The sequence below is a fragment of the Spirosoma migulaei genome, from assembly GCF_054776855.1.
Window position 1 is genome coordinate 212,382 of the sequence record NZ_BAAHBG010000017.1, and the last position, 24,404, is coordinate 236,785.

Annotated in this window: 23 protein-coding genes; 14 read left to right on the forward strand and 9 right to left on the reverse strand. The window is 47.4% G+C overall.

Features of this window, described 5'->3' with window-relative positions; all coding sequences use genetic code 11:
* The first annotated feature begins 154 nt into the window (after positions 1-154).
* Both ACYVGO_RS19780 and ACYVGO_RS19785 read left to right on the forward strand, forming a co-directional pair.
* On the forward strand, positions 155-913 hold the full coding sequence (locus tag ACYVGO_RS19780) for a DUF5602 domain-containing protein (RefSeq protein WP_460970709.1): 759 nt from the start codon (positions 155-157) through the stop codon (positions 911-913).
* 221 nt (positions 914-1,134) lie between these two features.
* Complete coding sequence (locus ACYVGO_RS19785) at positions 1,135-2,898, forward strand: gliding motility-associated C-terminal domain-containing protein (protein WP_460970710.1); 1,764 nt, start codon at positions 1,135-1,137, stop codon at positions 2,896-2,898.
* 68 nt (positions 2,899-2,966) lie between these two features.
* On the opposite strand, the gene ACYVGO_RS19790 is transcribed toward ACYVGO_RS19785, so the two are convergent.
* The 4 genes from ACYVGO_RS19790 to ACYVGO_RS19805 all read right to left on the reverse strand — a co-directional run bounded on the left by ACYVGO_RS19790 (position 2,967) and on the right by ACYVGO_RS19805 (position 6,940).
* Positions 2,967-3,776 (reverse strand): alpha/beta hydrolase, encoded by an 810-nt coding sequence (locus ACYVGO_RS19790; protein ID WP_460970711.1) that lies wholly within the window; start codon positions 3,774-3,776, stop codon positions 2,967-2,969.
* Entirely contained in the window at positions 3,776-4,879 is a 1,104-nt protein-coding gene (locus ACYVGO_RS19795; RefSeq protein ID WP_460970712.1) for a zinc-binding dehydrogenase, read from the reverse strand. The genes ACYVGO_RS19790 and ACYVGO_RS19795 overlap by 1 nt, the downstream gene beginning before the upstream one ends.
* 232 nt (positions 4,880-5,111) lie before the next feature.
* Positions 5,112-5,876: a LytR/AlgR family response regulator transcription factor gene (locus ACYVGO_RS19800; RefSeq protein WP_460970713.1), complete on the reverse strand. Its 765-nt coding sequence runs from the start codon at positions 5,874-5,876 to the stop codon at positions 5,112-5,114.
* Entirely contained in the window at positions 5,873-6,940 is a 1,068-nt protein-coding gene (locus ACYVGO_RS19805) for a sensor histidine kinase (protein ID WP_460970714.1), read from the reverse strand. The genes ACYVGO_RS19800 and ACYVGO_RS19805 overlap by 4 nt, the downstream gene beginning before the upstream one ends.
* Before the next feature lie 255 nt (positions 6,941-7,195).
* Between ACYVGO_RS19805 and ACYVGO_RS19810 the strand changes: the two genes are divergently transcribed.
* From ACYVGO_RS19810 to ACYVGO_RS19850, 9 genes are all read left to right on the forward strand, one after another.
* Positions 7,196-9,823: a TonB-dependent receptor gene (locus tag ACYVGO_RS19810; RefSeq protein WP_460970715.1), complete on the forward strand. Its 2,628-nt coding sequence runs from the start codon at positions 7,196-7,198 to the stop codon at positions 9,821-9,823.
* Between the two features lie 123 nt (positions 9,824-9,946).
* Entirely contained in the window at positions 9,947-10,543 is a 597-nt protein-coding gene (locus tag ACYVGO_RS19815) for a YceI family protein (RefSeq protein WP_142773307.1), read from the forward strand.
* Positions 10,544-10,701: 158 nt separating this feature from the next.
* Positions 10,702-11,814: a hypothetical protein gene (locus ACYVGO_RS19820; RefSeq protein WP_142773306.1), complete on the forward strand. Its 1,113-nt coding sequence runs from the start codon at positions 10,702-10,704 to the stop codon at positions 11,812-11,814.
* A complete protein-coding gene (locus ACYVGO_RS19825; protein WP_142773305.1) occupies positions 11,798-12,919 on the forward strand; it encodes an Ig-like domain-containing domain in 1,122 nt (373 codons plus the stop codon). Before ACYVGO_RS19820 ends, ACYVGO_RS19825 begins: the two co-directional genes overlap by 17 nt.
* A 139-nt stretch (positions 12,920-13,058) precedes the next feature.
* Positions 13,059-13,520: a VOC family protein gene (locus ACYVGO_RS19830; protein ID WP_460970716.1), complete on the forward strand. Its 462-nt coding sequence runs from the start codon at positions 13,059-13,061 to the stop codon at positions 13,518-13,520.
* 702 nt (positions 13,521-14,222) lie between these two features.
* Entirely contained in the window at positions 14,223-14,366 is a 144-nt protein-coding gene (locus ACYVGO_RS19835) for a hypothetical protein (RefSeq protein ID WP_168207812.1), read from the forward strand.
* Positions 14,338-14,583, forward strand: coding sequence for a nuclear transport factor 2 family protein (locus tag ACYVGO_RS19840; protein WP_460970717.1), 246 nt, complete (start codon positions 14,338-14,340; stop codon positions 14,581-14,583). The genes ACYVGO_RS19835 and ACYVGO_RS19840 overlap by 29 nt, the downstream gene beginning before the upstream one ends.
* Before the next feature lie 19 nt (positions 14,584-14,602).
* Complete coding sequence (locus ACYVGO_RS19845; protein ID WP_460970718.1) at positions 14,603-15,031, forward strand: EVE domain-containing protein; 429 nt, start codon at positions 14,603-14,605, stop codon at positions 15,029-15,031.
* Between the two features lie 288 nt (positions 15,032-15,319).
* Complete coding sequence (locus ACYVGO_RS19850) at positions 15,320-15,829, forward strand: RICIN domain-containing protein (protein WP_460970719.1); 510 nt, start codon at positions 15,320-15,322, stop codon at positions 15,827-15,829.
* A gap of 174 nt (positions 15,830-16,003) precedes the next feature.
* Here ACYVGO_RS19850 and ACYVGO_RS19855 read toward each other — a convergent pair whose 3' ends face one another.
* Complete coding sequence (locus tag ACYVGO_RS19855; RefSeq protein WP_460970720.1) at positions 16,004-17,650, reverse strand: two-component regulator propeller domain-containing protein; 1,647 nt, start codon at positions 17,648-17,650, stop codon at positions 16,004-16,006.
* A 329-nt stretch (positions 17,651-17,979) separates the two neighbouring features.
* On the opposite strand from ACYVGO_RS19855, the gene ACYVGO_RS19860 reads away from it, so the two are divergent.
* Positions 17,980-20,061, forward strand: coding sequence for a CehA/McbA family metallohydrolase domain-containing protein (locus tag ACYVGO_RS19860; protein WP_460970721.1), 2,082 nt, complete (start codon positions 17,980-17,982; stop codon positions 20,059-20,061).
* Positions 20,062-20,253: 192 nt separating this feature from the next.
* Here ACYVGO_RS19860 and ACYVGO_RS19865 read toward each other — a convergent pair whose 3' ends face one another.
* The 3 genes from ACYVGO_RS19865 to ACYVGO_RS19875 form a co-directional block, all read right to left on the reverse strand.
* A complete protein-coding gene (locus tag ACYVGO_RS19865; RefSeq protein ID WP_460970722.1) occupies positions 20,254-20,505 on the reverse strand; it encodes a hypothetical protein in 252 nt (83 codons plus the stop codon).
* Positions 20,506-20,580: 75 nt separating this feature from the next.
* Positions 20,581-21,318, reverse strand: a complete 738-nt coding sequence (locus ACYVGO_RS19870) for a YqjF family protein (RefSeq protein WP_460970723.1) — start codon at positions 21,316-21,318, stop codon at positions 20,581-20,583.
* Between the two features lie 14 nt (positions 21,319-21,332).
* Positions 21,333-22,298 carry an NAD(P)H-quinone oxidoreductase gene (locus ACYVGO_RS19875; RefSeq protein WP_460970724.1) on the reverse strand — a complete coding sequence of 322 codons (966 nt, stop codon included), beginning with the start codon at positions 22,296-22,298 and terminating at the stop codon, positions 21,333-21,335.
* Positions 22,299-22,419: 121 nt separating this feature from the next.
* Between ACYVGO_RS19875 and ACYVGO_RS19880 the strand changes: the two genes are divergently transcribed.
* Positions 22,420-22,923 carry a DinB family protein gene (locus tag ACYVGO_RS19880; protein ID WP_460970725.1) on the forward strand — a complete coding sequence of 168 codons (504 nt, stop codon included), beginning with the start codon at positions 22,420-22,422 and terminating at the stop codon, positions 22,921-22,923.
* Positions 22,924-23,080: 157 nt separating this feature from the next.
* Positions 23,081-23,464, forward strand: coding sequence for a hypothetical protein (locus tag ACYVGO_RS19885; protein WP_460970726.1), 384 nt, complete (start codon positions 23,081-23,083; stop codon positions 23,462-23,464).
* 206 nt (positions 23,465-23,670) lie between these two features.
* Here ACYVGO_RS19885 and ACYVGO_RS19890 read toward each other — a convergent pair whose 3' ends face one another.
* Positions 23,671-24,033, reverse strand: coding sequence for a hypothetical protein (locus ACYVGO_RS19890; RefSeq protein ID WP_142773292.1), 363 nt, complete (start codon positions 24,031-24,033; stop codon positions 23,671-23,673).
* Positions 24,034-24,404 lie beyond the last annotated feature (371 nt).

Below are 24,404 nucleotides of genomic sequence, written 5' to 3' on the forward strand. Positions count from 1 at the left end.
TCCGAGAAAACATGCCCGATCCGCGCCATCTGCGTTCCATATCGCCTTTTAGACGCTTCAATGAACGGATTTCTCACTTCGCTTGATCGGCATCTGGGCCCGGTTGGCTCTGGCTCTAGTTTTGGGCCAATAATCAATTATAATCCTCTTTTTTATGAAACCATCTTATCTGTTAGCGTTGCCTTTACTGGCCGCTACGCTGCAACTCAGCAGTTGCAAAAAAGACAACAACGACACGCCTAACCCAACTGATCCTCATTATGGGCAATCGGTAACGCTGGGAAACGGAACCGCCCGCACGTTTGTGAAATTGGATGCCAGCGGTAACCCCGATGAAGTTGGAATCGCGGTATCAGAAGCGGCTCTGAACAGCTTACCTGCCGATATGGCGGAACTGGTGATGGAGTTGCCGACCGAAGGGGCTAAAACACCCTTTAAACATGCGTATGTAACCTACATGCCGCATGGACATGAGCCCGATGGAGTGTATACGGTACCGCATTTTGATTTTCATTTTTACAAAATTACCAATGCGGAACGATTGACCATGACGCCCGGTAAGGAGGCCGAAATGAGTAAAGTACCGGATGCAGGTTACCTGCCTACCGATTACGTCACGGCGGGGCCTGTGCCCATGATGGGGAATCACTGGGTTGATGCCACCAGCCCGGAATTAGCCGGTAAAGGCTTTACGACCACCTTCCTGTATGGGAGCAACAAGGGTGAGATCATCTTCTACGAACCGATGATCACGGTGGATTACCTCAAGAAAACGACCATGCAACATCTAGCGATCAAGCAGCCACAGAAAATAGCACCAACTGGCTACTATCCAGGCGAGTACATCATCCGTTACAATATGAATACCAAAGAGTACGAAATTGTGCTGGATAAAATGGCAAAGCAACTCTAGGGGAGAAAGTCGACCTTTATATACCGCAAACAGCTTCTTAATCTGCGTCGAGTCCCTGTTGTGCTTTCAAACTAAAAAGCACAACAGGGACTCGACGCAGAAAATTATGACTTCTGACGCCAATTAAGCCCTGTTATGACCTTGCCTGGTTGAGTTGACTCCTATAAATCAATACGATATACTGATTTTTTAGATCGGGCGTTTTCTGAAAAATCAATGTTATGATCAGGTTGCTTTGGCTTACTTTGGGATACCTATGCTTGGGGCTGCCTGGCTATGGACAGTCAGTTGATTGCAGCAATCTAGGCTTTGAGGAAGGCTCTTTTCGGGGATGGGAGCGATTGACAGGGGAGATGTCTCCGTATAGTTTCCCCTTACCCTATAAACTGGAACCGGGGAGCCTACACAAACGGATTAATCAATATGGGCATACCATCACCAGTCGGAGTGATGGCTATGATCCCAACGTTATAGAGCCGATTCCAGTCGTAGCGCCGGGTAGCCAGCATTCAATTCGCATTGGCGATTTGGAAGCGGGGGGCTATGCAGATCAGATACGAACGACGTTCAACGTACCCGTCGACAAACCTTTACTGCGTTATCAGTTTGCCGTAGTGCTGCAAAATCCTAATCATCAGGTTTATCAGCAGCCCGGCTTTAGTTTGCTGATTCGGACCCTGGCTGGCGATACAATCAATTGTGGCTATTATGAAGCAGTAGCCACCAGGCAAACGCCCGGTTTCAGCTATCAGGAACAGAACAACCAATTCGAGCGGCTTATTTACCGCAACTGGACGACGAATGTACTGGATCTGCGCGCTTATGTGGGGCAAACGCTCCAATTGGAAGTGACTGCCCACGACTGTACCGAGGGGGGGCATTTTGGGTATGTATATTTCGATGCCCAGTGCCTGGCAATGAGCATTACAGCTACGTCCATATCATCCTGTACAGGTAGTCTGATGCGTTTAACAGCCCCAACTGGTTTTGATGGATACCGCTGGAGTACCGGCGACACGACCGCAACAATCCAAATTAGCCCTCATCTACACGACTCGTATTGGGTGGATATGGAATCGAGATCGTTCCTGAATCCCAGTTGTCGAACCGCGATGCGACAGACTTATCAAGTTGAAGAGCTTCTACTTCCAACGAGTCAACAAGTGAGCTTATGCGCGGGTGAGGTGTATTCGGTAGGCGATTCGATCTATGCCCACCCAGGCACATATCGGCATGTATTTCAAAATTCAACAGGCTGCGATAGTGTTCTCATTACCGAAGTGAGTATGCGTCCTACACCACAGTCTACTCAACGTGTAACTCTTTGTCAGGGAAGCCATCTGGTCGTTGGGGATAGTATATATTCCACTGCGGGTACCTATCAAACTCGTATTGCCCGAATGGCTCCCCTGTGCGATAGCCTGGTAATAACCCACCTGGTCATTCAACAGGTTGCTATTGCTCCCCTGCACGATACGGTTGTGGTTCAGGGTGATAGTGTTCAATTAATAGCTACTGGTCCAATTGGACCCGAGTACAGCTATAGCTGGTCGCCCCAGGCCGGTTTGTCGTGTCCAACCTGCGCCACAACCTGGGCCAAACCAACCCAAACAACGCGCTATCAGGTTCGGGTGAATATGGCTAATTCTGATTGTGAAGCCAGTGATGGTGTGAACGTTGTGTTTATTCCCTGTTTAGTCGCGATTCCCACTAGTTTTACGCCTAATGGCGATGGGGTGAATGACATCTTCCGAGCCATGGTCAATCCGTGTCTGGGGCGGCTTCGGCAACTGACAATTTATAATCGATGGGGACAGGTTGTTTTTCATGGTGAACTTGATTCGACCACTGATCAGGTCTTGACCTGGGATGGTACCTATCGGGGGGAGCGGGTTCCTTCTGGTGTATATGGCTATCAGCTTACGTTTGAATCCGCTCCCGGAAAAGTTAGTAAGCATTCGGGGGCGTTAACCGTTGTTCGTTAATTTGGCCAAACCGACGTTTAAACTATTGAGATAAACTAGCTGTGCCGCATCGATGGGTCGTTCTGTGGCTAACCTAACGAGGTGAAAAATATCAACGCATCGACCAGGTGTTCCTGCCAGTACGGCCATTCGTGCCCGCCGGGATGTTCTCTATATTGGTGGGGTATGTCCTGTTCGGTCAATGAATGATGTAAGGAGCGGTTGTACTCGATCAACAGATCATCTGTGCCGCAATCAAACTGAATAGGTGGCAGCTTCGCCCGATTTCGGACTAGCAAGTCCAGAACCGATTCATCGACAGGGTCAGCCTGTATATAGTGGCTGAGGGGTTCTTCTACAAATAGGGAGAGCTGATTGAGGTGTGTAATCGATGAAAGCCCGTATGCTCCCTGGAATCGTTCAGGATACTTTGCGGCTAATCGTAAAGCCCCGAAACCACCCATCGACAGGCCCGCAATGAACGTGCGGTTAGGAAATAGCGGGTGAACTGGTAAAGCCGCTCGTACGGCTTCAGACACATCCTCGACAATCCACCGATCAAAATTTCGGGTATTGTGGGGCAGATAGCCACTACCATCCCCCCAGAGTCCATCCGACGGCATAGCCAGGATCATCGGACGAAACCGACCTTCCTGGAGTAAGCGTTCGGCTGTTCGATGGGCTCCACCTTTTAGTGACCAGGCCCAGTGACTGCCATAAACGCCATGCAGCAGAATCACCAGCGGAAGGGGTTCGTCGCCAATCAAATCAGGGCCGGGTATCCAGACCGTTATATCGCCACGACCTGCCAGATTTGGTGTCTTGACGGTGATCAACCGAAGTCCATCCCGCTCGTAAGCCGGATCGGAAATTTCGATGGTTCGGAAAGGAGTGTCCATTAGAAAACCAGTACGCCTTTGGCATTGCGTCCCTTAAGCATATCGTCGAAAGCGGTGTCGAGCTGATGAAGGGAATAGGTTCGGGTAACCAGATCGTCCAGAATTAAGTCGCCTTTCTGGTATAGATTTAGCAAAATAGGGATGTCAATTTCCGGGCGACATTTTCCATACAAGGGGTTCATATAGATTTTGTCCCATTCAAACAGGTTCATGTCGATACTGATTTCCTGTTCAATGCCGCTTACCTGACAGGCGACACCCGCGTTTCGGACCATGGCCAGTGGTACGGCACCCAGCTCAGGAATGGCTGTACATTCAAAAGCATAATCGGCTCCCCGTCCCCCGGTTAACTGTTTCACCTGACTAACCGCCTGGCTAAGTCCTTTATCTGCCCGATCCGCCAGAATGGTATGCGTGGCTCCGTAGCGGACGGCCATCTCCAGTCGATTAGGGTTGACATCCACAGCGATGATCATCCCGGCTCCGGAAATTCGGGCTCCCTGAATTACATTCAACCCGACACCTCCGGTACCGACTACCACTACGGAACGACCTGGTTTTACCTGAGCGGCATTGACAACGGAACCAACGCCTGTCATAACCCCACACCCTACAATAGCGGCTGATGGAAACGGAATAGGTACGTTCGTTTTTACAACGGCAGCCTCCCGAACCACCGTAGCTCCCGACATAGTGCCCAGACTAAACGACCGCTCAATCGGTTGACCGTTGTACGTTGTCCGTTCTAGTGCGGCATGTCCTCCGCTGGCTTTATTTCCCGACGTGACCGGCGAGTTTACCTCACAGATATGCTGATTTCCTTCCAGGCACTGGAAGCAGTAGCCGCAGGGAATGGCCCAGTTAAGAATAACGGAATCGCCCGGCTGGACTTTTCGGACAAGGGGGCCAACACGTAGCACGACACCCGCGCCTTCATGCCCCATGACGATGGGTTTTCCCCAGGAGAGAGAATCGTAGTCGGTATGACAGATACCCGCAGCTTTAATCTCAACCAGGACTTCGTCGCCCTGGGGGTCACCAACTTCGATAAAATCAATTTGAAAACTTCCGGAACCGGTAGCAATGGCCGCTTCAACTCGCATATTACTAGCTTTAAGTACCTGAAAGAAGGGCCAAATTGCTTCCTACTTATTGGGATTTCGAGTTACGACTTACGATGTTCTGCGTGGTGTCGGTTACTTATAACCGACACCGTAGGTTTCTCAAAACCTGACGGTGCGAAAAATAGGTTTTGAGAAACCTATTGCGTCAGCTATAAGTAGCTGACGTCACACACACCCGACCGGGACGGGACGGCCGCCGGAGCGGTACTACTTACAGCCAGCGGCTGATGAATTGCCCAAATACCTCTTTATACTGGTCACTCACTGGAATCACTGCCGATCCAATCTGGACAGAGTTGCGGGTAACGGCGTTAATACGATCAAGGGCGACAATAAACGACCGGTGGACCCGCATGAACTGCCGGATGGGGAGTTTCTCTTCCAGCGTTTTTAAGCTCGTTAAAGAGAGTAGCGGTTTTGTGGGATCACTGAGTCGGTAGACTTTTACGTAGTCTTTAAGTCCTTCGATATACAGAATGTCATTGTAGGCAATACGGACGAGCTGATACTCAACCTTCAGGAACAGGTAATCATCGACAACCTCAATCGGAGTTGACGTGGTAATAGCTACTGTGGTTTGTTCAATGGGGCGATGCACGAGCTCAAAATAATTCCGGGCTTTACTGGCCGCCCGCAGAAACTCCTCGTAGTTAAAGGGTTTTAGTAGATAATCCAGCGCATCGACCCGGAACCCGTCGAGGGCAAATTGATCGAAGGCCGTTGTAAAGATGATTCGGGTCGTGTTAGTACCCCGGTTGCTCCGTTCGAGTACACGTGCCAGCTCCAACCCTGTCAGATCAGGCATCTGAATATCGAGAAATAGAACATCGACCGGCGTTGACATCAGGCCCTGTAAGGCTTCAACAGCACTACTATACCGTCCTGCCAGTTTCAGGAAGGGGGTTTTCTCGATAAAGGCACAGACCAGGCCCAGCGCCAGTGGTTCATCATCAACCGCAATGCAGGAGAGTGTCATGCCAGAGAGAGGGTTAAGTGCACGTGGTATTCGCCAGCCATGGTGTGCTCATTGATCCGAAGGTCGTACTGGCCTGGATACAGCAGATCGAGTCGGCGTCGGGTGTTGGTCAGGCCAATGCCATTCCCCGCTTCGAGCGAGGGCGCTTTTTCAACAAACACCGTGTTATGCACATCCAGTACTAATGTATTCTGCTGTTGCTGGATGGCGATTTGAATTCGGCTTGGGTGCAGAGCACTGACACCATGTTTAAAGGCATTTTCAACAAACGGGAGCAGAAGCATGGGGGCAATTGGTTGGTCATGCAGTGGACTTGGTGTATCGAGGGTTACGGTTACTTTATCCGTTAACCGGAGCTGCATGAGTTGCATGTAATCGCTGACGAACGAGAGTTCCTTGCTTAGCAGTGTAGTACCAGACTGAGTATCGTAGAGCACATAGCGCATCATCCGGGAGAGTCGGTGCAGGGCTTCCCGGGCGGTTTCAACGTCGATGAGGGTGAGCGCGTAAATGTTATTAAGGGTATTGAAGAAAAAGTGCGGATTGATCTGAGCCTTTAAAAACGAGAGCTCGGAGGTTGTCTTGGCCTGCTCAAGGGCGGTTCGGAGATTCGCATCATCCTGCCATTTCAGCAGCATGGCAATGCTGGTACTGATGGCTAACACAAGAAAAATGGTAAACAGCGTAGGCTGAATCCAACCGTAATACTTCGGTTTTCCAAAACCATCCGGATGAAATACCCGATGGACTTTTGTGGGTAGATCAAATCCAAACTCAATACCTCCTAGTACGATAAGGACGAGTAAAATCAGGCCTAGCAAGGTCAATATGTATTGGCTGGTTTGACCCTGCAAAAGCAATCTGGGAACCAGCCGCTGGGAGTTTACGTAAAATACGCCCACCATCAGAGCAAAAAAGATGACCTGCCTGATCCAGAATAAGGGCGGAAATTTTAGCTCCGAATTAAGCGACTGATTGAAAAAAAGCAGGTAGCCCAGCAAGATCCAACCCAGTACATGAATCAGCAGTGGAACGTAACGCCGTGAAAACAGGGTGACAGCCATGATCAGTAGGAAAGCTACAAGTTTACAGTAAATACCTGATTCTGCGTCAGTCAATCGCTGGTTCCCCCGACTTTGCCGATAGCTGGCTTAGTTTAACCGACGAATGGCCCGATTATTGAAAGCACGAAATCCCATAGTCATTCATCGGCTAAAAAGGGTGATCTGCCGATGTTTTCAACCCTTCAGTCTATTGCGTTTTCTGGATTGATCGAACGGTTGTTGTTTTGACCCATCAATCTGAAATTATAGGTACAAATGCGTAAGCAATTCTTACTTCTACTACTCACCCTTGGATTCTGGACTGGTCTGTCAGGTATCCAAATAACATACGCTCAATTTGGTGGCGGCCCTCCAGGTGGTGGACCCGGTGGTCCAGGCGGATTTGGCCAGGATAACGGACGTAAAAAAGCCGAATTTACGGGCGTTGCCGAAGATACGCCAAAAGGCAATGGCAAAATAGCAGGTATCCTTGTCGATTCGACGTCCGGGAAACCCGTTGAATTTGCAACCATCGCCCTGATGAATGTTAAAACGAATAAGCCTATTGATGGGACAACGTCCGATGCAAAAGGGCTTTTCTCTCTAAGTAAATTGGCTCCTGGTGAATATCGGCTTCAGTACTCCTTCATTGGCTATAAAACCCGCGACTCTCAGTCGTTTACCATTGCCAAAGGCACCGACATGAATCTGGGTTCGATAAAACTCCCTGCCGACGTACGTATGCTGGGCGAAGTAGTTGTGACTGGGCAGGCTGCGCTGATCGAAGAAAAAGTTGACCGGTTGGTTTTCAACGCCGATAAAGATATCACGGCTAAAGGGGGCGATGCCTCTGATGTGTTAAAACGGGTTCCGATGCTGTCGGTGGATCTGGATGGCAACGTGAGCTTACGGGGTAGCCAGAATATTCGCGTTCTGATCAATAACAAGCCTTCCACCATTGTAGCTGCTAATGTAGCCGATGCGCTGAAACAACTCCCTGCCGACATGATTAAATCGGTGGAGGTGATTACGAGCCCATCGGCCAAGTACGATGCCGAAGGTGCCGCCGGGATTATTAACATCGTTACGAAAAAGAATACCCTGCATGGATTAACCTTGAACGTAGATGCCGGAGCAGGCTTGCGGGCGTCGAACCTGGGTTTGAATGGATCGTATCGGCAAGGTAAACTGGGTATTACGCTGGGTGGTTTTGGCCGGGCTATGTATAACCGGGCTTCCTCTACATTAGACCAGACAACGAAAGTAGGTACGCAATCGCTGCACACGCTTCAGAATGGTACGGCTTTCGATAAACCCGTATTCGGTCAGTATACGCTTGGTTTCGATTACGATCTGGCAAAAAACCAGTCCTTGTCGGCTAACGTCCGGTTTGGTACCCGTAATTTTATTCAGCAGCAGAGTCAGCTCACCAGCACCTTTGCGAATGACGTGCTCCAGAGCATGACCAACCGCGATGTAAACCGGAAAGATCTGTCCAACTCGGTCGATATGAATCTGGATTACATCCGCACGTTTAAACCTCAGCAGGAGTGGAGTATTTCTACCCAATACAGCCGTACCGGATTGACCAATAACTTTTTCGCTGATTTGCTGAATAATAATACAGGTATGTTGACGGGTCGTCAGCAAAACCTGAACAACAATACCAATCAGGAATTAACCTTCCAGACAGATTACCAGACGCCGATTCGGAAAAACCAGTTGCTGGAGTTCGGCGGTAAGGCCATCATGCGTCAGGTGGACAGTCGTTTTCAGTATCTGGTAGGAGGTAGCACGGGCGAGTTGAACATCGATCCAACGAACCCATCCGGCTCACTGAAATACAGTCAGAATATTGGGGCGGGTTATATCTCGTATACCTACGTAACGCCCAGCAAATACACGTTTAAAGTTGGAACACGCTATGAGCACACGGGCATATCGGCTACGGCCAATGAAAATGTACCGCTGAATATTCCCAATTACAGCAACCTGGTGCCGAGTATCAACGTATCGAAAAGTTTGAAAGGGAGCACCCTGAAAGCCGCCTATAACCGACGGATTCAACGGCCGGGCCTGCAACAGTTGAACCCGAACGTAAATGCAGCTAACCCGCAGATGATCATGAAGGGTAACCCAACCCTGAGTCCAGAACTGACCGATAACGTTGAATTAAGCCTGAGTTCAACCATTAAGAAAACATATCTGAATGCCGCTGTATTTGGCCGATTAACCAACAATGCTATATCCCAGGTTCGTATTCCTGCCGATACGTCGTTGGGCTATCTGCCAGGGGCCATTATCACAACGTTTCAGAACATTGGCGTGCAGCGTACCATCGGGGCTAACGTTTTCTTCAATACGAGCCTGACCTCAAAATGGAGCCTGAACGGCGGACTGGATACGTACTACATGTATATGCAGGGCACAACCGCCGGGGCCGATGGGAAGTCAGTAACAATCGATAATTCTGGCATAAGCCTTGGCGGTCGATTAATGAGCCAGTTGCAATTGAACAAAGGCTGGAGCGCGCAGGTATTTAGCTTCTTCCGGGGGCCAAGTCCACAGTTGCAGGGCACGCAGGGTAGTTTTTACATGTACTCACTGGGGATTAGAAAAGATGTTGCCAACAAGCGTGGAAGCATCGGATTGGCGGCTGAGAACTTCGTTGGAAACGGAGTTACCATGCGAACCACGCTGAATTCTCCACTGCTGTCGCAGGTGAATGTGACTCACCTCTACAATTCAAACCTGAAAATCACGTTTACCTACCGTATCGGTAAAATGACGTTTGAAGAACAACGTCGGAAGTCGAAGTCGGTCAGTAATGACGATGTAAAAGGTGACGGCGGTGGCGATGCTCAGCCACAACAGGCAGCGCCAGCAGGCGGACGTCCCAGATAATCAGATTAGTAACGTAAATACAGAGGGTACCCAAATGAAGTACGTATGTTTATTTTCTGTGTTGCTACATTTAATTTAAATTTGCTTAAATTCAATTTTTCACCAATCCAATTCCAATCACGCATGAAATCAATCGCATTCACCGTTGCCGCGCTACTATCCCTTTCGACCGCCTTTGCGCAAACCTGGGCAGTTGATAAAGCCCACTCCAAAGTAGGGTTTTCTGTAACCCACTTAATGTTATCGGAAGTAGACGGTAACTTCAAAACGTTTGACGCTAAAATTACATCGTCTAAGCCTGATCTTTCGGATGCTGTCATTGAGTTAACTGCTGATGTTAACAGCATCAATACCGAGAACGATCGTCGCGACACGCACTTAAAAAGCCCCGACTTTTTTGATGCTGCAAAATTTCCAACCCTGACGTTCAAAAGCACATCGTTCAAGAAAGCCGATGGTAAGAAGTACAATGTAACGGGTGACCTGACCATGCACGGTGTAACCAAACCTGTTACGTTCGTTGCGGTTCTGACTGGCCCTGTTACTATGGAAAACCCTCGGGGTAAGCAGGAAAAAGCAGGTCTGAAAATTAGCGGTACGCTGAAGCGTTCGGATTTTGGAGTGGGCTCCTCGTCGACTGCTGTTGTGAGCGAAGAAGTTGAAATCAAGGCAATGGGTGAATTCGTCAAGCAGGATCCTGCCATGGCCGAAAAGAAATAATTACTTCCCTGATTTGAGGGCAAACACCCTGACTTAGCGAAAACAAGTCAGGGTGTTTGTCGTTAAAACCACTCAATAGGAATACCTTTAAACCTGGTTGATAATGTTTATATTCGTTCGCTAATCCGTTTATTCACAATAAATTAACCTTTACAAGCATGAAGAAAATGTATTCCTTACTGGCCATTGGCTGTGCCGGACTTGTGCTGCTGGCAACAACCACTCGCCCGATTAAAAATCAGTATGGGTTTGTGACGGGAACACCCGCTATCAAATCAATCAATGCGCTCTCGTTTGGCCCGAATGGGGTATTGTTTATTGGGGATGGAAAAAGCGCAACGGTATTCGCCATCGACACGAAAGATGCCAGCCTTGTTGAAAAGCCCAGCCCAGTTGATGTCAAAAACATTGATCAGAAGATTGCTGCTTTATTAGGAACGGACGCCAAAAACATCACGATTCAGGATATTGCTGTCAACCCAACATCAAAAAGCGTGTATTGTGCTGTACAACACAGCGATGGGACACCGGTATTACTCAAAGTAGAAGGCGACAAATTAACCCCGGTTTCACTAAGCAACGTTCCCTTCTCCATGCAGGCACTAGCGAATGTTCCCGCTGAAGATGCTAAAGGCCAACGGGGCGAATCGCTGCGTATTGCGGCAATTTCGGATATGGATTTTGCCGATGGCAAGGTACTGGTGAGTGGCTTATCGAACCAGGAGTTTGGGTCTACATTCCGTAGCATTCCGTTTCCGTTTACAAACGTGCAGGATCAGGCTTCGCTCGAAATCTACCATGCCGCCCATGGTAAGTACGAAACAATGGCGCCTATCAAAACCTTTACGACAACGGAGATCAAGGGCAAAAAATACCTGCTGGCCAGCTATACCTGCACCCCGCTGGTGCTTTTTCCAATGGATGAGTTGAAAGCCGGGAAGCATGTAAAAGGCCGGACGGTTGCTGAGATGGGTAGTGGTAACCAACCGCTGGATATCATCACGCTGAAAAAAGGAAACGAATCCTTCCTGATCATGGCTAACTCAAGCCGCCCGGTTTTTAAAGTACGCTACAAAAACATTGAAGAGTATCAAGGCTCACTGACCACACCCGTTGAGGAAAACTTTGCTACGGCTGGCGTAAATTTTGTATCGTTGCCATTAACCAATGTGATTCAATTAGACAAACTGGGCGATAATCAGATGATTTTGCTCCAGCGCCGGTCAAACGGTAATCTTGATCTTTGGACCGCTAATGATCGTTATCTATAAAAGAAATAGGCATGCCGAAATCAGGTTGTACGCCGTGTACAGCCTGATTTTTTTTACGTTCGGACTCGTTTGGGCTTGTCATCCCTCAAAAAAGGCCGAGATCTCGATCCGGTGGACTGATAAACGGGCAACGGGTATTTCCATCCCAAAACAGTTACTCCAGTCCGTATCTTCCGATTCGCTGGGTCAGTTTCTGGCGGTACGATTAGCGGGTAAAGAGACTGCCATTGCAGGTAACTATCAATCAATTGGTAAATCCATTGTTTTTGAACCGCTGATTCCGTTTACCCGTGGGCTCACCTATGGTGTCTGGTTGAAAGACAATCAACTGGGCGAAATGACCATTCCTGACCTGGCCCCCGGCGATACCCCAACCTTACTGGCCATCTATCCGACCCAGGATTCATTGCCGGATAATTTGCTGAAAATTTACCTGCATTTTTCCCGCCCCATGCGGGAAGGGCAATCGCAGAACTACGTCTCCTTAGTTAGAAATTATACCGATACGCTACCCGGTGTTTTTCTCAACCTACAGCCTGAACTTTGGAATGCCGATCGGACGATGCTAACCCTTTGGCTCGACCCCGGCCGTATCAAACGTGATTTACAACCGAACAAACGTTTAGGCGCACCTTTACTGGCAGGTGTTCACTATGAACTGGTTGTTTCGGCTGCCTGGCCTGATCAGCAGGGTGCCAGGCTCATGAAGAAAACTATAAAACCATTTGTGACAGTGCCGCGCGATAGTTTATCTCCCGTTCCGGCAAAATGGACATTATCCCAGCCGCAATCGGGAAGCGTAAGCCCACTGGAAGTGGCATTCGGAGAGCCCCTCGATTATAACCTGCTAACTGAAACGTTGCACGTCCTGACCGAATCCGGCAAACCGGTTTCGGGTAAATGGCAACCGGGCAACGAAGAAAAACAAAGTTCCTTCAAACCCAATGAGGCCTGGCAGGCTGGAACGTATCGACTTCGAATTGAAGGGCGACAGGAAGATCTGGCTGGTAATAACCTCAACCGCCCCTTTGATCGCGATATAACGCGGAAAGATCGTGCCGTGACGAATGACCCGTTCGTTGAGGTTCTGTTCAAGATTCGATAGTGATTCTACAGAATCCACAGAAACAATAAGTACAAAAATCCCTTGTCGGAATCGACCCTGATAATGTCGTTTTTACCCACCTGATGTTGTTTTGAGCTATTGTACCTTTGCTTCGGTAGTAATCAAAACGGTAAACAACATGCAAAAGATCACGACATTCCTGACTTTCAACAACCAGGCCGAAGAGGCAGCAAACCTGTACACTTCCATCTTTAAAAATTCAACTATTGGGCGTGTGAGCCGATATGGGGAGGGAGCTCCGGTACCCGCAGGTACGGTCATGTCGGTTACGTTTCAACTCGATGGGCAGGAGTTTTTTGCCTTGAATGGTGGCCCGCATTTTACCTTTGCCCAGGGTATTTCGCTCTTCGTAAACTGCGAAACGCAGGAAGAAGTAGACTACTTTTGGGAGAAGCTTACTGAAGGTGGCGAGCCAGGGCCATGTGGCTGGCTGAAAGATAAATTTGGGGTGTCGTGGCAAATTGTGCCCTCTGCATTGGGCAGACTGCTGGGTGATAAAGACCCGAAGAAAGCAAAACGGGCCATGGAAGCCATGATGAAGATGTCGAAAATTGATATCAAGGCATTAGAAGAAGCATAAGAAGCAAACTATGTTTAAATCGGGCAGGAGACCTTAGTAGGTGTTTTCTGCCCGATTTCCGTTTGTTTCGTCAACCGGTTCATGTTTCTTGACGGGCATATTGTTGGCCTAACTACCTTTCTGCACCGAAACCTGACCAAAAAGCAAACCAACATTTTTTATGGCAATATCGATACAAATCCGCTATAGGTGATGATGCAAGGGTATATGGAGAGAGGATGGTCAGCAAAGGACCCGATTGTGCGATTCGCCGATTCAATGAATTAAAAGACGACAGCATGCACCTAGGATAGCTATGCCATTGCCCTGGCTAAAGATGGAAAATAACAGGAAGCCATTGCTATGTACCGGAAATCCATTGTGCTCTGGCCTGGTAATGAAGAGGGTAAAAAGGCATTACAGTAATTGCTAGAGCAAAAAGAGTAAAGTTTTACTATTGTTATACTCCAGTGTAAAAATAGTAAAACTATTTTCCTCAGAATCAAGTGGTCATTGCCCAGTTAAAATGAAACTGGAGAAACTAATTCTGGAATATAAGGACAGGGAAGCCACCGACTTGCTGGCGAAAGAAGGAATATGAAGAAACGAGTGATTCTGTAGAGGAATGCTCACTATGTGTGATGGCATAGCCATTTAGCAAACAAATTCGAAATTAGAGAGGTTGTTTTCTGTAAATAGTAGTAACACAGACCGTCATTTTTCATGAATAACGAACGCGGAACTGCTTTTACCGAGCTACAGGACAGGCAGCAACTTGCCGAGCTGGCAAATCGTCTGTTCATGTACACCGATTCCCGGAATTGGGAAGGGTTAGTAAATGAGGTGTTTAGGGTTTCAACACCTTGATCAGGTACACCACCAGGGTGGACATTATCTGATAACTCTAAAAGGCACCCAGGCGGACCTATACGGCTATGCAGTAGCTACCCACTTTACGAAAGGTAAGACACGGACGTTTACCGGCAGCTATGACTTGAAGGTCGAGCGCACAACGAACGGCTGGCGGTTGAACCAATTAAAATACAACCTGAAATTCACCGAAGGCAACGTATCCCTGGACTAAACGCAATTCGTGTCGTATTATGAGCCAATCACCGCAATACTGGATCGTTGTAGCCTCAAAAGACCACGTACTTCGAGGGGTTTCCGGCGGATTTATGCAGGCCAATCACGGAAAACAAGCGCCATTGAAACGAATGAAACCCGGTGACTGGGTGATCTTCTATTCGCCGAAACAAGTGCTGGAAGGTGACCAGAAATGTCAGGCGTTTACAGCCATTGGGCAACTAATCGACGACACCATTTATCAGGTAACCGTTTCGGAGAATTTTTCTCCCTTCCGGCGAAAGGTAACGTTTCATGCCTCCAGTGATGTGTCGATCTTGCCACTCATTGATGAACTTGATTTTATCTCGAACAAAAAATCATGGGGTTACCCCTTTCGTATCGGCTTTTTTGAGATCGACAAACATGATTTTGAGTTAATCAGTAACGGCATGCTCAACAAGTAGCCAGTTCAAGGAATTTCCGCCCCGGCTATTAAAAATTGCTAGTCTGATAATTCCTTTTTTCGTAATCGGATTGGTGTACAGTGGGCTACTGACTGTTGGAACCTTTCTCGACAGAATATTACTTTCTGAGCAAACAGATAGGTTGATGGGCGCGCTACATTCATGACAGTATCCTTAAAATACTGGGCATTCTCATATCGTGAACTGGACTTTTGAGGGCTGGATACCGTAGCGTTTCGTCCTTCTTGCTTACTTTGTTTTTTGTTCAACTAATTCCCTCATGCAACGATGAAAACAAAATTGATTGGGTTGATAGTCATTGGCTTAACCGTGTTGACTAAAGCGGGTTTTGCTCAGGTGATTAGCGGAACCTATGCGATCAAAAACACGCAGACGGGCTTGGTGCTTCGGGTGCAGGATGCTAGAAAAGCAAACGGAACGCCCATTGTTTCCTATTCGCCTGTTAACTGGAAATGCGTAACCTGGGATTTTAATCACGTAGAAGGCGAAACGTATCAGCTACGCAATTTATTCACGAACAAAACGCTGCAACCCATCGCAGCCACTCCAACGGAGGGCATTAGTTTAGAACAACAACCGTTGGTTTCGTTGCAGGCAAATCAGGAATACGAATTTCTTCGTACGGGGAAAGATACCTATCGAATCAAGCTCAAAGGGAGCGATCTGTATTTAACCCCATCCGACGCCGGAACCGTGAATGCGAAAGTAATTCTGGCGAAGAAAACAGCTGGTGCCAATCAGGTATGGACCATTTACCCACAGGATCCTGAAATTTAAGCCAATGAAATCAGCCGGGTATTACTTTCTTTTCGGAACCGTCTGTATGCTCATTTGCGTGGCTGCACGCAGAACCCCTTTTTCTGCTTAATTTTTTAAGAATTTCAAAAAACCAAAAGCTCTTGCAACGGAATGACATGATCTGATCATGTTGAAGTCTAATGGATTCAGATGTTATTTTTTGGCTACCATTTTCATATAGAGTTTAACGTCGTCCAAAATTGCATCACCAGACTGATAAAAGTACTTTTCTGATCCATAATCGATACCCCAATCTGTTCGATCAAGGATCAGCGTACCATTCACCTCGACAGTTCCGTCCATTCCGTCCTTAAATTGCATTTTGGCTGGAAACGTAACTGCCTTCGTAATACCTTCAAGGGTCAGGTTCCCTGTAACTTTTATATTTCCTTCATTAACTCTTATACTTCCATCAGTTGGAACTTTTGTATGTCCATCATTCCCTGTTTCAACCTTCGTAATGACAAAGGTTGAAACAGGGAATTTTTTGACATCAAAAAATGCAGGTAATTTATTGTGTGGACGTTGATCATCAAACTTTTGTTCAATGGTATTCATGTCGACTTCAACTGCACCACCCTGCAGCTGACGGTTTTCGATCAACAATTCTCCTTTTACTATATCGACGTCTCCTGTACTGGAACCATCACTATCTAACGTAGGACCTTCCCATCCACCAAGTAACCTGGAACCTTTCCAGATTATAGCACTTTGCTTCGTATCGATGATATATTTTTTCTGACCCTCTTTATTATAAAAGTCCGTGATGGTCTTTCCATCATAACGATACACTCCGGTCGCATCGCCAAACCAAATACTTCCATCATTAGCTTCCAAAAGTCCCAGAAAAGCCTTTCCTGAAATTATTTCGGTTACCGTGGGCTTAGTACTATACAAGGACGTTGCATCATAACGGGAAAGTGCCTGGACCGTCCAATTAGCTGGATTTACAGGACCCGTAGTCCAGATGTTTCCTTTTTTATCCTGGATTATAGCATAAGCACCTCTCTCCGATACCTTAGTAAAGGTACTGCCGTCATAGCGATAGAGCCCACCGGGTCGATGGCCTCCTTTAAAGCCATTGTAACCGCTGAGCCAAATAGCCCCTTTGCTATCTTCCAGTATAGCCCAAACGTCGAGAAAGGGTTCACCTTTATGGGTTAACGTGGTAAATTTTTTTCCGTCATAAACAAAGGCGTCGCCCCTTGTGCCAACCCACAATTTCCCTGTTTTATCTTCAAGGATTGTATGAATATCATCATTCCAATGCCCTTCTTTAAAAAAAAGCGGAGTGTTCGGAGAAGTGAAATTTCGAAACGATTTCCCATCGTAACGGCTTACTCCACCTCCAGTGCCGAACCAAATAATGCCGGCTTTATCTTCATAAACAGACGTAACTCGATTATTGGCAAGTCCTTCCGTGGTAGTGAAATGTTGAATGGATTTCCCGTTGTCATAATAAACGCCTGAATCAGTAGAAGCGAACCAAAGATTTCCTTGTCGATCTTCCAGCACATCCCAGAATATGTGCTGGCCTAGTCTACTTGTCAGATTAGTAAACGATTTTTCCCCGGCCCTGGAAGGGTCGTATCGAAAAACATCACCAAATGATGAGTTGTTCGGGCCAGCAATCAAAATGGTGCCATTTCTGCCTTTTTTTATATTGCGAACCATTATGTTAGGCCCGATGTCTTTAATTTCGGACTTGATAGTATTTATTGGTGAGTTTGTTTGGTTTTGTCCACAGGAAGTGCAAAAAACAACCATCCAAAACAATGCATATACGCGGGAGTAGTTCATCCTTTTTCCTTTTTTGATACCAACGAATGTCAACCGCAGTCGCGGACGGCCGCAACGGCAGACCGTAAACCTACCAGTCTTTGTGCTGAGATGTGTTGGCAGGCTAGTAAAAGAATGTTAACGAAACGTAAAAGTTGCCGCTTTGGCGCAGGGCGGCCTGTGCCGTCCGATTTTACTGACTGTGGTAGATTTTGCCCCTAAGCAGGTGGCCATATTGAATAAATAGGTTGCCTACTAACCAACTAACCTCCTAATACCCTATTTCTACAGCTCCACGGCATTAGATTCTCCGAGCAACCCACTTATGAGGTTCATAACGAAGAGGGTTTATGAAGAATCAATTAGTAGCCTTACTGGTGCTGATTTGCTCAGGCGTTTACGCGCAGGTGCCCGTGGATTTATCGGGTTATCAGAAAAAAAACGGCACCAATGTAACCACTCAGGGAAATAACCTGCTTGTTAGCTGGCCCGCCAATGGAAAAGAGACGGCTAAATTGATCCTTAATCTTGATGCCGAAAAGCCTTTGTTCAGTAGCATTCAACTATCTCACCAGGGAAAATTTAGTGAGATAGCCAGCGCGCTCGACCCCGCCTTCGTGCTGACGATTGGTAAACGGGATTTAATTTCCCAAAATGGCTGGAATATCTTCTTCGATAAAACGAACAAACTACCCCACAAATCGTACGCCGTTGAATTGTCCAAACGGACTGCCAGTGTCAAAACCATTGGCTCCCGAACCGTAGTCAGACTCTCGGAGGTGGAAGCCGCTACCTTCAAAGGTGCGCTTGAAATTACGGTTTATAATGGAAGTCCCCTGTTTAATGTGGCCGCGGTGATGGCCACAGAGGTGGATTCTACGGCCATTCTCTATGATGCCGGTCTGGTGACTAAACAGCCGGTTTGGACGAACATTGCCTGGTCGGATACTGATAACCAGATGCAAAGCGTAACGGCCGACCTGAACCAACCCAACAAAGCTCAGGCGGTGAAATACCGGACAATTATCGGGGCCAATAACCAGGGTAGTCTGGCGGTATTTCCTGCCCCCCATCAATATTTTTACCCGCTGGATGAAGCCTATAATCTGGATTTTACCTGGTATGGTACTAACTACCGGAGTTTGGTACCTGCGTTTGGCATCGGTATTCGGCAGGACCTGATGGGCGACAGGCGCTGGGTTCCCTGGGTGAATGCACCCCCTAAAACCCAGCAGCGGTTAAACTTCTTTTGCCTGCTCAGCACCAATAAACCAGCCCAAGTACTAGACGAGGTAAAACGCTTTACGCATAGCGATAAGTACTCCGTGCTGCCTGGCTACAAAACTATGTCGAGCCACTTTCATAATGAACACGTTATGAACACGGTGCTGGCCGGAAAGCCCGTACCGAAGGTGCCAAACTTCGTGAACGTGTTCAAGAACGCGGGCGTCAATATTGTGCACCTGGCAGAGTTTCATGGCCCCGGCCATCCCAAAGGGCCCGATGATCAACGCCTGCTGGAACTAAAAACTTTGTTCAGTGAATGTAAACGACTATCAGACAACAACTTTCTATTACTTCCGGGCGAAGAGCCGAATAACTTTTTCGGGGGGCACTGGCTGGACTTTTTCCCGAAGCCAGTGTACTGGATCATGTCCCGTAAACCCGAGATGCCGTTCGTTACGGACGACCCGACCTACGGAAAAGTGTATCGAATTGCTGATAAAAACGACATGTTGAAGCTTCTTGAGGCCGAGAATGGTTTGGCCTGGACAGCGCATGCCCGCACGAAGGGTTCGACTGGATTTCCGGATCAATACAAAGACGAAGATTTTTATAAATCCGACCACTTTTTTGGAGCTGCCTGGAAAAATATTCCTGCGGATCTGTCGGAGCCGCGGTTAAGTCGGCGCGTACTGGATCTGATGGACGATATGGCTAACTGGGGATTAAAAAAGCACGTGATTGCGGAATCCGACATTTTTTCGATGGAGCCGGAGAATGAAACCTACGCCCACCTGAATGTCAACTATCTCCAGTTGGATAAATTGCCAGACTACAGTCAGGGCTGGCAGCCAATTCTGGACGTGATGAAACAGGGTAAATTCTTCGTAACAACGGGTGAGGTCATGCTCCCCACGTTCTCGGTCAATGGAAAAGGGGCAGGAGAAACGCTAAAGCTCTCTGCGGATGGAAAAGCGACCATTTCGTTAACCGTAAACTGGACATTCCCGTTAACGTTTGCCGAAATCATATCGGGAGATGGCAACCAGGTCTATCGCGAACGTATTGACCTGATGAGCACGCTTCCGTTTGGCAAGCAGACACTCACGTTGACCACTAATCTCAAAAATAGAACCTGGGTGCGGGTTGAGGTGTGGGATGCTGCGATCAATGGTGGCTTCACGCAACAGGTCTGGCTTGTCAAGTAGGGAAAGTCGGCCATTCGCATGTTCTCGCTTGGCTATGCCGAGTAAGGGCTATTGTTTTAACGGCCTCTGGCCGGAGAAAAGCAGATTACGTCAAAAACGGGCCAGAGGCCCTTGAAGGAATAGAATTCACTGGTACGCCAGCCTGGTCGGCGTAGCCAAGCGAGAACCTGAGCGCATGTGTTAGCCGAGTGGCTAGGCTACAGACAGGAAGCGATGGCTGTATTTATTCCACTTGCCTTTAAGTTTCCATGACTTCCGGTGCATGGCTTTCCAGATAGAATCATAGGCCTCTGTGTCGATCGTTGGATTGATCCGATATTGACTAACCAACCGGTCTTTTAGCACATTGAGAGTGTATAGGCTGAGGCAATTTTCAATGTCATTCAGGAAATTCTCCGGGCTTGGAAATGAGGGGTTTACAGCAGGTGTTTGTTGAGTAGTCATGTTGTTTAACTGTCTGATTATCTATACGAAAGATAGTCATTTTTCTACGTTTAAACAAGTATTTTTCTCCATTTTTCACCGAATTTCCGAGCCTGATTGTATACTCACCGCCGATCCGTCGGCCAGAAAAACGGATGCTGGAGGGCGCTCAAAAAAAGGCGCGAACCTAGCGCCGTAAAGTTTTTCTACATCGCACAGAACACTAAAATCCGTTACGGGATAAATGTTCCAGGGTGGGTGAACAACTTCGTATTCCGAGGTACGTCCGGGTCCATGACGTCGACCGTCTCCACGTCTCGTATAGCCCCAGTAGTGTTCAGTGATGAACGCTTCTTCGCTTTCAGGGGTTAGGGGGTGGCCGGTACGGTCGGCGCTTACCCGGATATGATTCCACGCAGAACCGACTTTCCACTCATAGTCGATCTGCTGGGTTTTCTCCTGAATGTCCCAGCGGTGGCGCATAGGATGCGTTTCGTAGGGTTCACCATATAGCGTGTTCGCCACCAGCGTAATGGCAAGTTTTGGAACGAGCTCTTTAACGAATACAACCCCTCGCTTCCAGCCCGTTGGAGATTTTCGTCGAACATAAAATCGGAGATTGAATTCTTCAAATTGCCGATGAAAAGGCACAGAAACCCGCCCGAACAGTTTCACATGTTGAAAATAAAAGCCTACGAGGCTTCCGTAGTAAACGCCATTGAACTCGTCCAGCTCGGTTCCATAGGGAAGGAGAGGTTCAAGCACCTGACGGTCGAGGGCGTAATTCGCAAAGATTAAGTTTCGCCATTCAGCAGTCAGAAACGTAGTGGCCATAATGGGGGAGCTGTTTATTGAATTTCAAGGATGATTTTGCCGATATGGTCACTGCCAGTCATGAGTTCTTGAGCCTGTGCGGCTTCTGAAAGGGGAAAGGTACGGTAGACAATCGGTTTTAATCGCCCATCTGCTACCAATGGCCAAACCTGCTGTTCAACTTCGGTCGTTAGCGCTGCTTTGAAATTGGCATCTCGTGGTTTGAGCATACTGCCGCTGATCGTTATACGCTTCTGCATCAGCGTTGGAATGTGGATCTGACTATCGGCACCCTGCATGGCATTGATAAACATCAGTCGTCCGTCGGTAGCCAGTAGGCGGAGGTTTTTAGGCGTGTAATCACCGCCAATCATATCCAGAACGACGTTTAATTGTACTTCCTGCAGCGCCTGCTCAAAATCTTCCAGTTTATAGTTGATACATTTTACTGCACCAAGCTGCTCGCAGGCCGTACATTTTTCATCGCTGCCTGCGGTTGCATAGGCATGGGCACCGAACGCTTTTGCTAACTGAATGGCGGTAACACCAATGCCACTGCTACCACCATGCACCAGAAAATTTTCTCCCGATGTCAGGTGCGCCCACTGAAAAACCGTTGACCAGACTGTCAGAACAGTTTCAGGGAGTGAAGCTGCTTCAACAAAGGATAGATTTGGTGGAATAGGCAGGCAATGGCGTTCATCAACGGCTACATATTCAGCATAACCACCCCCGCTGATGAGCGCGCAAAGTTGGTCGCCAATCTGCCAGCGGCTGCTAGTGGGGCCGCATGCCTCAACAGTTCCCGCTACTTCAAGACCTGGAATCTGCCCTGCCGGATTCATGCCATAGCCACCTTGTCTCAGAAGAATATCACTTCTATTGACGCCAGCCGCCCGTACCCGAATCAGGACTTGACCATGTTCGGGTTGTGGAACAGGCCGTTCCTGAAATTGGAGTACGGCAGTGTTGCCGGGTTGGGTAATGATGATTGCTTTCATAATTGATCGTTGGGATCATTAACAAAGACGTATCGTTTATGTTACGGTTCGTAAAATCATAAAAAACATAACAATCAGCGATCATTACAGGTAGTCTTTAACAGAACCGACGTCAATCATCATGGCCCAACCCAATCAAGTTATTGCCGATCAGGACGTAGCCGTCCGCCAGCAACTAATTAGCTTATTAACCGGTAGTAATGCCCATCAGTCATTCGATAATGCCGTAAGCGAGTTACCGGGTGAGCTACGGGGAATAAAGCCAGACAAGCTTCCGTATAGTATTTGGCAGCTAGTAGACCACATCCGAACGGTGCAATGGGATATTCTCGAATTTTCCCGGAATGCGGATCATCAATCCCCTCCCTGGCCAACAGGGTACTGGACGAAAGCAGAGGCTCCTGAAAATGAGGCCGTCTGGCAACAGGCAATCGATCAGGTTCGGGAGGATCGCGATGCCTTCGTTGGCCTATTGAATGACCCTCAGTCCGACCTGTACACACCATTTGCCCATGGGGATGGGCAAAACTTACTTCGCGAGGCTATGCTCACCGCTGATCATACGGCGTATCATGTGGGGGAAATTATTATGATCCGTCGGTTATTGGATGCGTGGCAGAAATAAGCCTGAGGAGGCAATAAAGTCAACTTATGAACAAATAAATAGAATTTAGCGTACACTCAGCTTAAATTAAGCTAAGCTATACTCTAAATTCTAGGCAACATAGTAAATTACTGATTTTATTATTATATACCTTTGTGCTTCACAATAAGCAAGTCTCATGTCTACAGGCAATCCACCGAGTAATCTACCGAGTCAACCCGCATTTACGATCACCGCACAGTTAGCCAGTCACAAACAAGGTATTGTAAATGTGCCAGCCGGTGTTGATTCATATTTTGGGGAACACGGTAAAATTGTCGTAGTAACCCTTCCAAATGATCAGCGAATTCATTGCCCAATTGAGCGGAAGAAAACGTCGAAGCATGGAGCCAGTTTTTCTCATCCTTCGCTTAAAGAATACTTTGGCAACAAAGCCCAAAGAGACTGGGAATATCGGGTAAAAATAAGCGGAACCAACACGGTTAGCATACGACCTATTGTTGAGCAGCCTGTTGAGGAGCAACTTGTTAATGAGCCTCAGGAGCAGGTTCAGGAATCTTAACAGGCATATAGCTGGAATTTAGATTGGACGCGCGTTTTCAAAAACTAACGATTATCAATCAACAGGAAATTCAGCTACCAGCAACTATATTAAAAACAGGCAGCTCGTCAATTGACGAGCTGCCTGTTTTTAATACAAACCTATTTACTAAAGCTTTGTCGCTGATTTTTTGGATGCCTGTTAAGCAACCACTGACGAAATCCCAGTTAGCTTACTAAAAAATTCACGGCTTGCTTCAACGTCCGTTCATTATGGCTTTCAGGATCGGTATAGGATCGTTCGCCTACTTCAATTATCATTTCCTTACCCATTAGTTGTTTTGTGTCCAGTTCTTTTCCTGCTTCAACGGGAACTCCAGCCATTTCAAACAAACCTATAATAGCGGGCATTCCTGCCTGAGACTGGTAAAAACGCTGGGATATATACCCCTCATCATTTTCGAAGCGAACGGCAAAAAATGGAATGCCTTTGTATTCACTGGTGCCTTCCTCAATGTCCGTAACAGTTACTTGCTGCTGGCCATCTGTCAATAGTGTTTTGTCCTGACCTTTCTCTACTTCGATTTTCATAGTGTTGAGTTTATGTTTTATTTGTATTATAAACTGTATGTAGCTCTAATTGTTTCCAGAGTTTAGTCCTTAAATGATATAGAGAGGCCTATTGTTAGTCACAATTTCGTGAATTGATATATTTTGTTTGTATTATAAGGGGAGAGTATTAAATTGAAAGAAAAACTGTATGGTCTCAGATGGAAAAATTTCGAACTCCACCATCCTGCCGATTGTCGATCGATAGAGATCAAGTTGAACCTCTTAGGAATAAACTCGGGTAAGAGAAGCTGAATGACAGGTAATCAATTTGCCAGAACAGTCAGATTTGGGATCAAGGTCAAAAGTTGTGGATCAACTTGGATTAAGCATATAACTGAGTGAGCCGATAT

Excerpts from the sequence above, each read along its gene's own strand:
- ACYVGO_RS19875 (WP_460970724.1), bottom strand. The coding sequence starts at position 22,298 with ATGAAAGCAATCATCATTACCCAACCCGGCAACACTGCCGTACTCCAA.
- ACYVGO_RS19820 (WP_142773306.1), top strand. The coding sequence starts at position 10,702 with ATGAAGAAAATGTATTCCTTACTGGCCATTGGCTGTGCCGGACTTGTG.
- ACYVGO_RS19890 (WP_142773292.1), bottom strand. The coding sequence starts at position 24,033 with ATGAAAATCGAAGTAGAGAAAGGTCAGGACAAAACACTATTGACAGAT.
- ACYVGO_RS19840 (WP_460970717.1), top strand. The coding sequence starts at position 14,338 with ATGAGGTGTTTAGGGTTTCAACACCTTGATCAGGTACACCACCAGGGT.
- ACYVGO_RS19845 (WP_460970718.1), top strand. The coding sequence starts at position 14,603 with ATGAGCCAATCACCGCAATACTGGATCGTTGTAGCCTCAAAAGACCAC.
- ACYVGO_RS19805 (WP_460970714.1), bottom strand. The coding sequence starts at position 6,940 with ATGGCTGTCACCCTGTTTTCACGGCGTTACGTTCCACTGCTGATTCAT.
- ACYVGO_RS19885 (WP_460970726.1), top strand. The coding sequence starts at position 23,081 with ATGTCTACAGGCAATCCACCGAGTAATCTACCGAGTCAACCCGCATTT.
- ACYVGO_RS19825 (WP_142773305.1), top strand. The coding sequence starts at position 11,798 with ATGATCGTTATCTATAAAAGAAATAGGCATGCCGAAATCAGGTTGTAC.
- ACYVGO_RS19830 (WP_460970716.1), top strand. The coding sequence starts at position 13,059 with ATGCAAAAGATCACGACATTCCTGACTTTCAACAACCAGGCCGAAGAG.
- ACYVGO_RS19810 (WP_460970715.1), top strand. The coding sequence starts at position 7,196 with ATGCGTAAGCAATTCTTACTTCTACTACTCACCCTTGGATTCTGGACT.
- ACYVGO_RS19865 (WP_460970722.1), bottom strand. The coding sequence starts at position 20,505 with ATGACTACTCAACAAACACCTGCTGTAAACCCCTCATTTCCAAGCCCG.
- ACYVGO_RS19850 (WP_460970719.1), top strand. The coding sequence starts at position 15,320 with ATGAAAACAAAATTGATTGGGTTGATAGTCATTGGCTTAACCGTGTTG.
- ACYVGO_RS19815 (WP_142773307.1), top strand. The coding sequence starts at position 9,947 with ATGAAATCAATCGCATTCACCGTTGCCGCGCTACTATCCCTTTCGACC.
- ACYVGO_RS19870 (WP_460970723.1), bottom strand. The coding sequence starts at position 21,318 with ATGGCCACTACGTTTCTGACTGCTGAATGGCGAAACTTAATCTTTGCG.
- ACYVGO_RS19800 (WP_460970713.1), bottom strand. The coding sequence starts at position 5,876 with ATGACACTCTCCTGCATTGCGGTTGATGATGAACCACTGGCGCTGGGC.
- ACYVGO_RS19855 (WP_460970720.1), bottom strand. The coding sequence starts at position 17,650 with ATGAACTACTCCCGCGTATATGCATTGTTTTGGATGGTTGTTTTTTGC.
- ACYVGO_RS19880 (WP_460970725.1), top strand. The coding sequence starts at position 22,420 with ATGGCCCAACCCAATCAAGTTATTGCCGATCAGGACGTAGCCGTCCGC.
- ACYVGO_RS19790 (WP_460970711.1), bottom strand. The coding sequence starts at position 3,776 with ATGGACACTCCTTTCCGAACCATCGAAATTTCCGATCCGGCTTACGAG.
- ACYVGO_RS19785 (WP_460970710.1), top strand. The coding sequence starts at position 1,135 with ATGATCAGGTTGCTTTGGCTTACTTTGGGATACCTATGCTTGGGGCTG.
- ACYVGO_RS19860 (WP_460970721.1), top strand. The coding sequence starts at position 17,980 with ATGAAGAATCAATTAGTAGCCTTACTGGTGCTGATTTGCTCAGGCGTT.
- ACYVGO_RS19780 (WP_460970709.1), top strand. The coding sequence starts at position 155 with ATGAAACCATCTTATCTGTTAGCGTTGCCTTTACTGGCCGCTACGCTG.
- ACYVGO_RS19795 (WP_460970712.1), bottom strand. The coding sequence starts at position 4,879 with ATGCGAGTTGAAGCGGCCATTGCTACCGGTTCCGGAAGTTTTCAAATT.
- ACYVGO_RS19835 (WP_168207812.1), top strand. The coding sequence starts at position 14,223 with ATGAATAACGAACGCGGAACTGCTTTTACCGAGCTACAGGACAGGCAG.